This is a genomic window from Plantactinospora sp. CNZ321, from assembly GCF_004217235.1.
Genome location: NZ_SHKQ01000001.1, coordinates 5,648,566 through 5,661,943, shown reverse-complemented (window position 1 = coordinate 5,661,943; position 13,378 = coordinate 5,648,566). Strand labels below are relative to the sequence as shown.

At 74.4% G+C, this 13,378-nt stretch carries 11 protein-coding genes; 1 reads left to right on the top strand and 10 read right to left on the bottom strand.

Annotation, left to right across the window (positions count from 1 at the left end; all coding sequences use genetic code 11):
* Positions 1 to 159 precede the first annotated feature (159 nt).
* Positions 160 to 660, top strand: coding sequence for a DUF1990 domain-containing protein (locus EV371_RS24360; protein ID WP_130464105.1), 501 nt, complete (start codon positions 160 to 162; stop codon positions 658 to 660).
* A gap of 40 nt (positions 661 to 700) precedes the next feature.
* On the opposite strand, the gene EV371_RS24355 is transcribed toward EV371_RS24360, so the two are convergent.
* The 10 genes from EV371_RS24355 to EV371_RS24310 all read right to left on the bottom strand — a co-directional run bounded on the left by EV371_RS24355 (position 701) and on the right by EV371_RS24310 (position 13,238).
* Positions 701 to 1,621, bottom strand: a complete 921-nt coding sequence (locus tag EV371_RS24355) for a DNA glycosylase family protein (protein ID WP_130464104.1) — start codon at positions 1,619 to 1,621, stop codon at positions 701 to 703.
* Between the two features lie 297 nt (positions 1,622 to 1,918).
* Complete coding sequence (locus tag EV371_RS24350; protein WP_207230597.1) at positions 1,919 to 2,905, bottom strand: Pecanex-like protein 1; 987 nt, start codon at positions 2,903 to 2,905, stop codon at positions 1,919 to 1,921.
* Between the two features lie 17 nt (positions 2,906 to 2,922).
* A complete protein-coding gene (locus EV371_RS24345; RefSeq protein WP_130464103.1) occupies positions 2,923 to 3,162 on the bottom strand; it encodes a hypothetical protein in 240 nt (79 codons plus the stop codon).
* 913 nt (positions 3,163 to 4,075) lie between these two features.
* Entirely contained in the window at positions 4,076 to 4,828 is a 753-nt protein-coding gene (locus tag EV371_RS24340) for a zf-HC2 domain-containing protein (RefSeq protein WP_130464102.1), read from the bottom strand.
* Positions 4,825 to 5,517 carry a sigma-70 family RNA polymerase sigma factor gene (locus tag EV371_RS24335; protein ID WP_130464101.1) on the bottom strand — a complete coding sequence of 231 codons (693 nt, stop codon included), beginning with the start codon at positions 5,515 to 5,517 and terminating at the stop codon, positions 4,825 to 4,827. Before EV371_RS24335 ends, EV371_RS24340 begins: the two co-directional genes overlap by 4 nt.
* Before the next feature lie 187 nt (positions 5,518 to 5,704).
* The gene (locus EV371_RS24330; protein WP_130464100.1) at positions 5,705 to 6,562 is read right to left on the bottom strand and encodes a fused MFS/spermidine synthase; all 858 of its coding nucleotides are present in this window, start codon (positions 6,560 to 6,562) and stop codon (positions 5,705 to 5,707) included.
* 114 nt (positions 6,563 to 6,676) lie between these two features.
* The gene (locus EV371_RS24325; protein ID WP_130464099.1) at positions 6,677 to 7,648 is read right to left on the bottom strand and encodes a hypothetical protein; all 972 of its coding nucleotides are present in this window, start codon (positions 7,646 to 7,648) and stop codon (positions 6,677 to 6,679) included.
* Positions 7,645 to 10,128, bottom strand: coding sequence for an AAA family ATPase (locus EV371_RS24320; RefSeq protein ID WP_130464098.1), 2,484 nt, complete (start codon positions 10,126 to 10,128; stop codon positions 7,645 to 7,647). Before EV371_RS24320 ends, EV371_RS24325 begins: the two co-directional genes overlap by 4 nt.
* Positions 10,128 to 11,273: an exonuclease SbcCD subunit D C-terminal domain-containing protein gene (locus EV371_RS24315; protein ID WP_130464097.1), complete on the bottom strand. Its 1,146-nt coding sequence runs from the start codon at positions 11,271 to 11,273 to the stop codon at positions 10,128 to 10,130. Before EV371_RS24315 ends, EV371_RS24320 begins: the two co-directional genes overlap by 1 nt.
* 138 nt (positions 11,274 to 11,411) lie before the next feature.
* On the bottom strand, positions 11,412 to 13,238 hold the full coding sequence (locus EV371_RS24310; protein ID WP_486484772.1) for an ATP-binding protein: 1,827 nt from the start codon (positions 13,236 to 13,238) through the stop codon (positions 11,412 to 11,414).
* Between the last annotated feature and the right edge of the window lie 140 nt (positions 13,239 to 13,378).

Below are 13,378 nucleotides of genomic sequence, written 5' to 3'. Positions count from 1 at the left end.
CGGTACCCGGATCTGCCTAGCGCTGCGCCTCGGGGGCAAGCAGGTCCGTCCCGGTCCCGGCCGCACCGGACGACGGCTCCCAGCGGTTAGGCTGCCGACGGAATCGACGCCGTGGCCGTGCCCACCCCGGCGGGTAGCTCTGCGAGGAGGCGCCAGGCGATGCCCGGACTGACCTATCCGGAGGTCGGCGCCACCCGCACCGGCCGGCTGCCGCCCGGATACCGGCACCTGCGCTACCGGGCCGCCCTGCCTCCGGGCGCGTTCGAGCTGGCCGGCGAGGCGGTGCTCACCTGGCGGATGCACCGGGCCATGGGGGTGCGGATCGACGCCAGCGCGCCCCGGGCCGAGCCGGGCTGCACGGTCACCGCCGGGCTCGGGCTGGGCCGGCTGCGGCTGGCCGCCCCCTGCGAGGTGGTCTGGGCGGTACGCGACGAGCACCGGGCCGGCTTCGGCTACGGCACTCTGCCCGGGCATCCGGTCCGGGGCGAGGAGGCGTTCCTGGTGCAGCGCCTCGACGACGGCGAGGTCCGGTTCACCGTCACCGCGTTCAGCCGGCCGGCCGGTCCGCTGGCCCGGGCCGCCGGGCCGCTGCTGCCGCTCTTCCAGCGCGGGTACGCCTGGCGCTGCGCGTCGGTGCTCCGCCGGCTCGCCGCCGGCTGAACCGCAGCCGGGCGGGGCCAGCGGCGGCGAAACGTCGCGATCAGAACCGGGCGAAGGAGCGGATCGGCATCCGGGGACCGAACCGGGGCGCGTGGTGGCCACCGGCCTCCAACAGCCGGCAGACCCGACCACGGTGGCCCCGGAACGGCTCCAGCAGGGCCAGCATCCGAGCGTCGTCGCCGCGCGCCTCGCCGGCAAGCGCCCAGGCGACCATGTTCGGGAAGTGGTAGTCGCCGACGCTCACCGCGTCCGGGTCCCCGAAGGCGATCCGGACCACCTCGGCGGCCGTCCACGGTCCGATCCCGACGATGGCGGTGAGCCGGCGGGTCGCCTCGACCGGGTCGGCACAGCGTTCCAGCCGGTCCGCCCCGGCCGCCGCCCGGCGCAGCGTCTCCGCCCGCCGCCGCTCCACCCCGAACGGGTGGAACACCCAGTACGGCGCTCCGGCGATCACCGCCGGCTCCGGCGGGACCCAGAGCCGGGGCAGCGGGCCGGGGGCGGGTACCCCGAACCGGCGCACCGTCGCCGAGTACGCCCGGAACGCCTCCCTGCCGGTGACCTTCTGCTCCAGGATCGCCCGCAGCAGCCGGGGGAAGATCTGCCCGGTGGCCGGCAGCCGCAGCCCTCGGTGGGTGCTGGCCAGTCGCGCCACCAGCGGGTGTGCGGCGGCGAGCCGGTCGAAGCCGGTCAGGTCGTCGCGGAACCCGGCCACGGCGTCGGCCCGGTCCACCACCCAGCCGCCGCCCGGCCCGTAGCCGTCGGCGACCAGGTCACCGCCGACCCGGCGCAGCGCCAGCGTCCCCGGCCCGTCCGGGGTACGGGTGGCCCACCAGAACGTGCCGTCGACGAACCGGGCGCAGGGGTCGTGCGTCCCCATCGCCAGCGACCCGACCGAGCCGGCGAGGTGGTAGCACTCCGGCGGCCGCAGCAGCCGGCTCGCGGTCGGCCCGGTGTCGGTCACCCGGACACTCTGCCACGAGGGACCGGGCCACGACGGGACGGCACCGGAACGGGTCCACGACGGGACGGCACCGGAACGGGCCCACGACGGGACGGCACCGGAACGCCCGTGCGCGTTCCGGTGCCGTCCGGCCTCAAGCGGTGTCAGGTGGGTCCGATCCGGTCCTCCTCCTCTCGGTCTCTCGTCATCGGACTTCCCTGGTGGCGGCGGGGTTGGGGACCGGTCACCGCCGGTGGTGCGGGATGTGGCGGGAGCGTTTCACCGCTGCGGCCGCCGGCCGGCCCGAGCCGGCCGGAATCACCTGACGGTGATCCGCACTACGTCGAAGGCCGGCACCTGGTTGGCGCGGGTCATCATCGGGACCCGGTGCGAGCCGTCACCGGCCCACACCGCGCACTGCGCGGTACCCCGCTGGGTGAGCCCCGGCACGGTCACCGTGACGGTGTCCGGCCGGGCACCGCCCTGACCGTCCTCGGTCGCCACGAAGAACGCCGGTACCGGCGCCGGGTCCGGCGCGGTGCGGCTGCTGGTCAGCATCCGGCAGGCGGAGTGGAAGTGGCCACGGACCAGGCCCTCCTCGGTGAGGAAGGAGCTCTCCTTGTAGTAGCCGCCCTGCCCGGCCGCGAGGAACCGGTCCCGGACCAGGTTGCGGGTGCTGACCTGAAGCGTGAACTGCTGGTTGACCCGGACCGAGTTCGGCGCCCGGGTGATCAGCAGGGACGGGTTCTGCTCGGGGGCGCCGACCTCACCGAACGCGGTGCCCACGCAGCGCGGGCCGTTCTGGAAGCCGTCGTGCGTCTGGAGGTCGCTGTCCGCACAGTCCGCGCCCAGCGGCTCGAGCGCGGCCGGGTTGCCCGGCGCGGGGGTGCCGCCGGTGCCCGAGCTGGGCGTGCAGTTGGCGTCGCCGCGGCCGGGCCGACCACGCTGGGCCAGGGTGCCCGGCTCCTGCCCGTCACCGGGGTGCTGGATGGCGCCGTGGTCGTGGTACGACCGGGTCTGCGGCTGCGCCGCCGTGCCCGGACCCTCGGCGACCGCCGAGGAGGACGGGGCCGGCGTGCCCGGAGCGCTGGTCGACGGCGCGGAGGTCGCCGGCGCCGGAGCGGTCGGGCAGGGCTTGGCCGCCGACGGCCGACCCCACCGGTTCCACGTGCCGGCGTTCGAGACCTGGGTCACCGTGACGATCGCGCCGAACACGCCCAGTGTGGCCAGTACGGCGATCAGGCGCTTGTTGCGTGGTGGTCGGTTCGAGCGCCGCCGTGAGGAGCGGACGGGGGTGTTCTTCACGTGGTGCCACCTCTTCCTTAGAGGGTTCGGTCAGCGAGGTCGGAGTTCAGCGGGACCAGGCTGGTGGTGCCGACGGCCAGGAGGCCGTCGGCCGAGTGCGGGATGCTGGGCGGGCCGTCGACGAGGCGGACCCGGAATCCGGCGATCGGCGCGCTGTCGACCCGGCGGGGGTCACCGGGCGCGGCGCTGGCCACGGAGATCGGCGAAGCGAAGGACGATCGGCGGTCGCCGGGTGGCAACCCGTATATCGCCTCCATCTTCCCGCCTTTCCGAAATATTCAGCCGGTAACGGTGCGAAAAAACCGTACGGAATGCGTTGGCTGAGAGTCAAACCGTGGTAGAGAAGATAGGGATCTCTTGAGGTCCACTTAAAAGGAACTTATGTTTCGGTGGGCGAACCATCGGCAGCCCCGTCGGGGGTCGTCGCCCGCGGTCGGCGGGGACTGGCCGCAGTGGCCGGTCGAAAGCGATCCCGGACGGGCCGCGACGCCGGCCCGTCCGGGCCGGCGTCGCAGCCGGACATCGGCGGTTGCCGCGCGCCGCGTCCGGGATCGTGGCGGCGACCGACCGCGCCTATCCTGGCAACGGTCGGCCGCCGGGTCCGTGAGGCCGTACCGATGGTTCAACAGCCGCCGTTCTCCTCCGGCCGTGCCGGCGGCGGGGTGGCCGGCTTCGGGGCCGCAGGCTCGGCGACCACCTTCGCCGCCGGCCACGCGTGGCAGCGGGGTCGGTGTCCGGAGTGGTTCCCGCCGGTGCGCAGTTTGTCGACGCCGCGGGCGCCACGTCGGCCAGGACGGCGCCAGCCGGTACCGCGTCGGTCCGCTTCGTCGGTGCCACGTCCCCTCCTCCGCTGGACCGGTTGCCGGAAGGTACGGCCGTTCCGGCCGCCCGGATGAGCTATTCGCCGTGGACAATTTCACAGTGAAAGGTTGAACTCTTGCCCGGTGCGGTACGTACAAATCATGCACCCGCTGGTGCGTGCTTTCCGGCTGCTCGGCGAACTTGGGACGGCCGGCGATCCGATTCTGGGCGCGCAATTATCCGGGGAGTGGTGTCGCCGGGACGATGCGTGTATCGCCGTCACGTCGAGGGCCGCGAACGCCGTTTCCGGACCTGCGCGCCGGAAACCGCCGCCCGCACCTGCGACGGGCGGGGAGTGGACCGGTCCGGTCAGGTCGGCACGGTCACCAGCGGGGCCATCGACCCGTCGTCCCCGAGCACCTGCACCTGGAACCCGTCGATGTCGTCCGAGCCGCTGGAGGTGGCGGCCTCCAGCATGAGTGGGTTGGGCTGGGCCTTCGTCCCGTAGCCGGCGGCCGGCACCTTCCAGCTTGAGAGCGCCTCGGTCTTCCCGCTCCGGTGGATCAGCACCAGCCGGCACTCCTTCGGGCCGGAGAGCCCGCGCAGCGAGTAGGAGATCCGGGTGCCCCAGGGCGTCGAACCCAGGACCACCTCCATGGTCACCCCGCTGTCCGGGTCGGTGGCGGTGAACCGCTTTCCGGTCGGCGCGGGCCGTCCGGTGGCGCCCGGACCGCCGGTGGCCGTGCCGGTGCCGGGCGGCTGCGCGGTCGTCCCGGGATCGGCGATCCGGGTCCCGGTGAACAGCGCCAGACCGGTCAGCATCGCCACCAGGACCACACCGGCCGCCAGGCTGTAGAACCGCCGGCTCCGGGCCCGCCGCCGGTCCGCGCCGACCGCCGCCACGACCCGGTCGAAGAGCTGACCGTCGGAATCGGCGCGCTCGGCCACCATCAGGTCGTGCCCGTCGACATCGCCCAGCAGGTCCACCACCGGCAGCAGCGACTCCAACTCCCGCCCGCACTGCGCGCAGCTCGCCAGGTGCTCCTCGAAGCGCAGGGTGTCGCGCTCGTCCAGGACACCGAGCGCGTACGACGCGACGTCCCGGTGGATCTCGGCGTTCACTCGGTCACCCCCCGCTCCAGCAGGGCCGCCCGGAGTGCCCGCAGCGCGTAGTAGACCCGCGACTTCGCGGTGCCGAGCGGCAGCCCCAACTCCTCGGCCGCCTCCGGCACGGTGCGCCCCCGGAAGTACGTCGCCACCAGCACCTCCCGGTGCGGCTGGCTCAGGGTGCGCAGGGCGTCCGTGATCGTCATCATCCGGAGCACCCGGTCCGTGTCGTCCGATTCGGAGAACCCCTCGAGATCCCGGTCGTAGGTCTCGGCGGGGCGGGCCTGCTCGCTGCGGTGGTCGTCGATCACGATCCGCCGGGCGACGGTGACCAGCCAGGGGCGTAGCGACGACTGGCCGTGGGTGCCGAGCCGGTGCGCGTTGCGCCAGGCACGTAACAGCGTCTCCTGCACCACGTCCTCGGCGCGCTGGCGGTCGCCACCGGTCAGCCGCAGGACGAACATCAGCAGTGGTTTGGCGTGTTCCTCGTAGAGCACTCGAACGAGCTCGTCGGAGTGCCTCGTCTCGGCGGGGGTCGAGTTGTGGCGGCCGGCAGCCGGTCGCGATGTCACCGGCCCATCATTCCGTCCGGTTGGCGGCGCGTCGAGACCTTTCCGGTGCCGAATTGCCCGGCGTTGCGAGGTGGCGCACATTCGCCCCGGCATGACCGTGTCGGCATACCATCCACCGGCTACCGCCTGCATCCCACCCATACCTCCGCGTCGAAGGCGCGCGAGCCGGGCCCCGCCGTGGGGCCGGTCGATCCGCCGCGCCCGGGGTCCGGTCGATTCGCCGCCGGGAAGTACGGATCCCGGCCCGGGCCGGATCAATCGACGTCGAAGAAGTTGCGCCGGACCTGCGCCCCGGCGGCCGTCTGTCCGATGTGTCCGGCTAACGGGTGATGGTGAAACTGCCCGGCGGAGGTGCCATGGAGGGTCGGGCGGCGGTGTCGGCGACCACCCGGGCGCCGTCGGTGAAGCGATCCAGCTCGGCGCCGGCCAGCACCCGGCCGGGAAACCAGTCTCCGGCGGCGCGCCGGACCAGTTCGGGCACCGGCAGTGCGACCCGGCTGCCGGCCAGCACCAGGTTGCCGTACCGGCGGCCGCGCAGTACCGCCGAGTCGGCGATCAGGCAGGCCTCCGGGAGCACGGCCCGGACGGTGGCGACCTGGGCGCGGGCGTACCGCAGCGGCGGGCCGTCGGCGACGTTGACCAGGTGCACGCCGCCGGGGCGCAACACCCGGGCCGCCTCGGCCGCGAACTCCACCGAGGAGAGGTGCGCCGGGGTGCGGGCACCGGCGAAGACGTCGGCCACCACCACGTCGTAGCTGCCGTCCCGGACGGTACCGAGCACCTCCCGGGCGTCGCCCACCCGGACCCGCAGCCGGGGATCGGTCGGCCAGGGCAGCTTCTCGCGGACCAGGTCGACCAGGGCCGGGTCGATCTCGACGACCCGCTGCGTCGAGCCGGGCCGGGTGGTCGAGAGGTACCGGGGCAGGGTCAGCGCCCCACCGCCCAGGTGCAGTACCCGCAGCGGCTCGCCGGCCGGCGCGACGAGGTCGAGCACGATGGCGATCCGGCGGACGTACTCGAACTCCAGGTGGGTCGGGTCGGCGAGGTCGACGTGCGACTGCGGTGCCCCGTCGACCAGCAGGGTGTACGAGCCTGACCGGTCCGGGTCCGGGCGCAGCTCCGCCAGGCCGCTCGCCACCCTCACCGCGACCGCGTCGGCCCGCCGTTTCCGCCCCACGGGTGAAGTATCGCCGGCCGGCTCACCGGTCCCGGCGGGGGCCGCCGGAAGGAGCCCTTCGGCACACCGCGCCCGGTCGGCGGATCGGGCGCTGGTAGGGGCCGGCGGTCCGGCTCAGCGGGTGTGTGCGGCCCCGGCGGCCCGGGTGGTGGCCAGGGCCAGGGCGCGGTGCAGCAGCCGGCCGTCGCCGAGCCGGGCCCGCAGCCGGCGTTCCAGCCCGGCGATCGGGATCAGGTTCTGCGGCGCCCGGGGGTCCTTGTACGGCGTGGAGGCGAACTTCGGCAGCGTGACCAGGGAGAGGTTCGCCAACTCGATCGCCTGCTGCTCGGCCAGCTCGGCCGAGCACTCGACCCGGACGATCCCGGCCCAGGGGCCGCGCCCCGAGCCGGGCAGCCGCAGATACCACGAGTAGCCGCCCCAGGCAGTACCGAGCCGGAAGACCGGGGAGCGTTCCCGGGCGGCCAGCCCGGTGACCAGCGCGGTGTGCCGAGCGTCCAGGTATTGGCTGTGCTGCGTCTTGATGTAGCCGAGGGTGCGCGGCAGCTGCCGCCGACTGCGCAGCGGGCCGTCCACCACCAGCAGGTCGCCATCGTCCCGGACCGCGCCGGAGACCTTCACCTCAAGTGCGGTCAGCGGCGCCTGGACCGCCGCCGGCAGCTTGCTCAGCTCCCCGGTCCCGCTGAGCCGGTGTACGGCGTACCGGATCTGCCCGGCGACCACGTCCTGGGCCGACGGGCTGGCGGTGAAGAGTCCCCGCTCCACCTCCGCACCGGCCAGCTCGGCGGCGCCCCGGCGCAGGTCGCACCGGACCACCCCGGCGGCGTACGAGGCGGCCAGCCCGGGGAAGGAACTGCCGTCCGGCTCCTCGGTCCAGACGCTGGCGTCGATCCGGCGTACCCCGTCGACCAGCAGCACCACGTCCGGCGGCGCGATCGTGTCCGGGGCGGCGAGCGGGCGCCACTCGTCGGCGGGCAGCTCGACGTCGGTCTGCACCTGGGCGCTGCTCGGCGCCGCCGGGCCGCCGGCCGCTTCGAACGAGGCACCGTAGGCCGGGTCCCAGGCGTCGACGAAGAGCCGGGTGCTCACCGGCCGGTCCGTTCCACCCGGGAACTGCGGGCGTCCTTGCGTACCTCGAACCGGACCGGAATCCGTTCCGCCAGCGCCGGTACGTGGGTGACCACCCCGACCATCCGGTCGCCCCGGGCGGCCAGATTCTCCAGGGTGGCGGCGACGGTCTCCAGGGTGGCCGCGTCCAGGGTGCCGAAGCCCTCGTCGAGCACGATCGACTCCAGGCTGGCGGTGGTGGTCGAGAGCCCGGCGAGCTGCTCGGCCAGCGCCAGTGCCAGCGCCAGCGAGGCCTGGAAGGTCTCGCCGCCGGAGAGGGTCCGGACCGCCCGGCGCAGCCCGGCGTCGTGGTGGTCGAGGACGAAGAACTCGCCCTTGTCGTGTGTCAGGTCGTACTGCCCGTCGGTGAGTTCACGCAGGATCCGGGAGGCCCCGTCGACCAGCATGTCGAGCGCCTCGGCCAGCAGCCAGCGTTCGAAGTTGTTGGCCCGCAGGTGCCCGGCGAGCGCCTTGGCGACCCGGGACTCCCGCTCGTGCCCGGCCCGCTGTTCGGTCAGCTCCCGGGCCTGTTCCCGGCGCTCGACCAGCCGGCGGTGCTCGGCCTCGGCCCGTTCGAGCGCCACCACCGCCAGCCGGACCGGGTCGGCGTCGGCTGCCGGCCGGTCCAGCCCGACGGCGGTGAAGAGCGCGGCGATCCGTTCGACCACCGCGTCGACGCCGTCGTGCGCCTCGGTCACCGCCGAGGCGGCGTCGGCCCGCCGGGCCCGCCGCTCCGCACCGGCCCGGGTCGCCCAGTCGGCGAGCCCGGCCCAGGCGGCGGTCACGTCCGCCCGGTCGGCGGCCGGCGGGCCGAGCCGGGCCACCCCGTCCCGCACCGTGTCGAAGGCGTGCCAGGCACCCCGCAGCCGCTCCTCGGCCGCCTCCACCCCGGCCCGGGCCCGCCGGGCCGCCTCCCGGGCCGCGCGTACCGCGCCGCCGGCCGCCTCCAGGTCCCGCCGGAGCCCGGCGAGCAGGTCGAGCCGCTCGCGCAGCGCGGCCGGGCCGGGGGAGTCGACCAGCCGGGCGTCCAGGTCGGCCAGCCGGGCGGTGAGCTGTTCGTGCCGGGCCCGTGCCTGGTCGAGGGTGCGCTCCAGGTCCCGGGCGGCCCGATCCCGCTCGGCGACCAGCCGGTCGGCGGCATCCGCGGCGGCCCGGGCGGCCTCGCCGGCCTTTTTCGCGGTGGCGACCGCCGAGCCCGCCGGCAGTGGTGGCACCTGGGTCACCGGCTGGGTGCAGACCGGGCAGGGCGCCCCGGCGTGCAGGTGGGCCCGGAGCGCCGCCGCCCGGTCGGCGGTCTGCGCCTCCTGGTAGGCCACCCGGGCCGCCTCCAGCTCGGCGGAGGCCCGCTCCGCACCGGCCCGGGCCGCCGCCAGCGCGGCCACCGCCGCGTCGTGGTCGTCGCCGGCCGCCGCCAGCGCGCCGGCCAGCGTCGCCGCCTCGCCGGCCACCTGCTCGCGTTCGGTGTGCGCCTGTTGGAGCAGCCGCAGCGCCGCCGGGTCGCCGGCACCGGCCAGCTCGCCGCGGAGCTTCTCCTCGCGTTCCTCGGCCACGGTTACCGCCGCCGACGCCTCGGTCACCGTTTCCCGGGCCGCCGCGACCGCCTCGGCGACCACCGCGAGGTCCCGGGGCGGCCGGACCCGATCCAGCTCGGCGAGTTCGGCGTCGAGTGCGGCGAGCGCGCGCTCCGCCTCGGTCGCGGCGGTACGGGCGACCCGCAGCTCGGGTACGGCGGCGTCGACCCCGTCGGCCAGCTCCCGCATCGCCTCCACCCGGCCGGCGGCGGTCGCCAGCGCCTCGTCGTCGATCCCGGTGAGCCCGTCGAGCATCCGGTCGACGGCCTCCAGCGCGGCGTCGGCCCGGGTCGCCCGCGCGGTCGCCCGCTTCTGCACCTCCTCGTAGACGCCGAGGCCGAGCAGGTTGACCAGGATCTGCTGCCGGGTCGCCGGCTTGGCGTGCAGGAAGTCGGCGAACTGCCCCTGCGGCAGCAGCACGCAGCTGGTGAACTGCTCGTACGGCAGCCCGACCGCCTCCAGCACCGCGGCGTCCATCTCGGCCGGGGTGCCGGCGATCACCTCGCCGAGGTCGTCCGGGCTCAGCCCGGTGTCGAACTTCGTCACGTCGAAGCCGGGCGGCATCAGTTGCAGCCCGGCGTTGCCGGTCTTCACGTTGCCCCGGCCGTCCCGCCGGACCACCCGGGTCGCGACGTAGCGCGCGCCGGCCGACTCGAAGACCAGCCGGACCCGGGCCTCGTTCGCCGACGGCGCCAGCGCGTTCGCGATGCCCCGGGCGCCGCCCCAGCGCGGCACCGTGCCGTAGAGCGCGAAACAGATCGCGTCGAGCACGCTGGACTTGCCCGAACCGGTCGGTCCGACCAGGGCGAAGAAGTCCGCGTCGGTGAAGTCGACGGTGGTGGCGTCCCGGAAGGCGGTGAAGCCGGCCAGGTCGAGCCGGAGCGGACGCACTAGCTGGTCGCCTCCTCGTAGAGTTCGTCGAAGAGTTCGCGCACCCCGTCGTCGGCCTGGCCCCGGCTGGCCAGGTAGTCGCCGAACAGCTCTCGCGGGGAGCGCCCGGCGCGCCGCGCGGCCCGGGTCGCGCCGGCGGCCGGCAGCATCTCCGGGTCGATCCGCACCTCCAGAGCCCGGGGGAGCAGCTCCTGCACCTCCTCGCGCAGCCCGGCCCGGGGTGCCTCCCGGACGTAGACCCGCAGCCACGCCGTACGGTCGTCGACCTTGGCGAGCTCGGCGAGGGTGCCGCGTACGGTGCGCAGCGGCGCCGCCGCGGTGATCGGCACTTCCCGGACCCGGGCGGCGGTGCGGGTGCTCACCTCGACGATGCTGACCGAGGGGCGGTTCTCCTCCTCGCCGAAGTCGATCGCCAACGGGCTGCCGCTGTAGCGGATGTGGCAGGGCCCGAGCACCTGCTGTGCCCGGTGCAGGTGGCCCAGGGCCACGTAGTGCGCACCGCTCGGGAAGACCGAGGCCGGTACGGCGTAGTTGAGCACGGTGTGCGCCTCCCGCTCGCCGCCGCCGGCCCGGGCGCCAACCACGGTCAGGTGACCGGTGACCAGGTGCACCCGGTCGGGGGAGTCGAAGCTCTCGGTCAGCCGTCCGAGCACCCGCCCGATGTGGTCGGCGTACGTCTGCACCGCCTCGGCGGCGGTCAGCTCGTACATCTCGACGGCCCGGACCGCGTACCGCTGGGAGAGGAACGGCAGCGCGACCAACCGCCACGCCTCGCCGCCGCCGGTGGTGCCGTCGATGACATGCTCGGCCGGGTTGTCCCGGACGCTGCCCCGCAGCGCCACCCCGGCGGCCTCGGCCCACGGGCGCAGCGCGTCCAGGGCCGGGCCGTTGTCGTGGTTGCCGCCGATCGCGACGACCTGGGCCCCGGTCCTGCGCAGCGCGGAGAGCGCCCGGGTGACCAGCCGGGTCGCCTCCGGGGTCGGCGCGGCGGTGTCGTAGAGGTCTCCGGCGACGATCACCAGGTCGGGGGACTCGGCCCGGGCGACCTCGACCAGTTGGGCGAGGGCGTCCCGGTGCTCGCCGATCCGGGACTGTCCCTTGAGGACCTTTCCGACGTGCCAGTCGGAGGTGTGCAGGATCTTCACGGTCGCCCAACCTCGTTGCCGTTCGTTCGCGACTGCGGGGCTCGCAAAACCGGCTCACTCCTCGCGCTCACGGTGCTGCCGTTCGTTCGCGACTGCGGGGCTCGCAAAACCGGCTCACTCCTCGCGCTCACGGGAAACCTAGAAGGGGATGTCGTCGTCGGAGAGCACGCCCGACCGGGAGCCGACGACCGCGAACGGGTCGGCGGCCTGGGTGATCGAGCGCAGTGTCCCGGTCGGCGCGGTGCCGGCCTCGGAGACCCGGGTCGCCCAGGCGGGGAAGGGGAAGTCCAGGCAGAGCGGCACCGGGATGTCCGGCTGGTTGACGAACATCGTGCCCGGCTTGGCCAGCAGCGCCCGCTGCCGCTGTGCGGCGGGGAGGAAGCCGTACTCCGGGCGGGATGCCTCGGCCGGGTCGAGCCGGCCGACCACCCGGATCGCCGAGTTGGTGACGATCCGCCGCTCCACCTCGCTGGCGGTCTGCTGGGCGCCGATCAGGATCACCCCGAGCGACCGGCCGCGCTCCGCGATGTCCAGCAGCACCTCCTTGATCGGCGAGGAGCCCTCCCGCGGGGCGTACTTGTTCAGCTCGTCGAGGACGACGAAGAGCAGCGGCTTGGCGGTGCCGGCCTTCTCCTTGCGCTCGAACTCGGTCTTCAGGGTCACCCCGACCACGAACCGCTGCGCCCGGTCCGGCAGGTTGTGCAGGTCGACGACGGTCACCTGGGCGCTCTCGGCGGTGTTCACGCTGTGCGGGCGGCGGGTGGCCAGGTCACCCCGGATCAACCGGGCCAGGTCCTTCTTGCTGCCGATCAGCCGCCGGGCGAAGGCGTTGACCGTGCCCATGTTGACCGCGCTGCCGGCCCACTCCGAGCGGGTCTCGTCATCGGTGAGCTGCTCGACGATGTGGTCGACCAGGTCGGGGTAGGAGTTGATCCGTACCCCGTCGACGCTGACCCCGCCGTCGGCGGACTGGGCGTACCGGTGCAGGTGGGCGGCGACGGAGTGCACGACCATGGTGTATTGCTGACGCTCGTCGTCGGCGTCGGCGAAGACGTACGGCAGGAGGCGGTCGGCACAGAACTCGGTCAACGTCCAGTAGAAGCTGTCCACCCCGGCGAGCCGGCTGCTCACGTCCGGGGTGCCGGAGGAGTCGCCGGCCCGGGGCGGGGCGTAGACCCGCACGTCCGGGAACGCCCCGGCCGAAAGCCCCAGCTTCGCGTAGGTCTCGGTGGTGGCCGCGTCGAGCCGGCTGTTGGGGTGGTCGAGGAAGAGCAGGTCCTCACCCTTGACGTTGAAGATCAGTGCCTTGGCGTTCACCGCGTCGCCGCCGAGCACCCCGGAGCGGAACACCGAGTAGAGCAGGAAGGTGGCGAAGCTGGTCTTGGTGGCCACCCCGGAGATGCCGGAGATCGAGACGTGGGCGCCCCGGCTGCCGTCCAGGAAGTCGGCGTTGAGGAAGACCGGCACGCCGTCCCGGCCGATCCCCATCGGCACCCGGCGTTCCATCCGGTCGAAGTGCAGCGCCGCCGACCGGGCCTCGCCCTCGGCCCGGTAGACCACCGCGCCGGGCGACGGCGGCACGTAGAACTCCGGGTCGACCCGGGTGGTGGTGATCTCGGCCGCCTCCTGCACCATCGCCGGCAGGGTGCCGTCGGCGATGGCGAAGACGTCGGAGTCGAACTGCGCCCCCTCGTGCCGGGCCCGGACCTGGGTGACCACCCCGGCGATGGTGACCGGCTCCCGGTCGGGCAGCTCGCGCCGGGTCACCACCACGTCGTCGAGTTGGAGGTAGCTGCCCGGGGTGACGGCCGTCCAGAACTGCAACGGGGTGGCGTCGGCGGTGCCCAGCACCCGGCCGACCGCCGCGCCCGGTCCCTCCGGCGGGCTCTCGGTCACGGCGCCACTCCGGTGGGTGTCGTCCCGGTGGGTGCCGACCCGGCCGGTGTCGATGCGGCCGGTGTCCATCCGGCCGGTGTCGCCCGGGTCGGGGTGGGGATCTGGTCAAGACACACGAGTCGCATCCTGCCTCACTGGTACGACACCGTGCCACGCGGCGCGGCGACGACGGCCGGCGCTCCGCCGAGTTCGTCCCGAACTCGACTGGA

What these genes read in the sequence shown, in the direction of transcription:
- EV371_RS24335 (WP_130464101.1), bottom strand. Translation starts at nt 5,517, where the DNA reads ATGCAGGCGGTAGCCGGTGGATGGTATGCCGACACGGTCATGCCGGGG.
- EV371_RS24360 (WP_130464105.1), top strand. Translation starts at nt 160, where the DNA reads ATGCCCGGACTGACCTATCCGGAGGTCGGCGCCACCCGCACCGGCCGG.
- EV371_RS24345 (WP_130464103.1), bottom strand. Translation starts at nt 3,162, where the DNA reads ATGGAGGCGATATACGGGTTGCCACCCGGCGACCGCCGATCGTCCTTC.
- EV371_RS24310 (WP_486484772.1), bottom strand. Translation starts at nt 13,238, where the DNA reads ATGGACACCGGCCGCATCGACACCGGCCGGGTCGGCACCCACCGGGAC.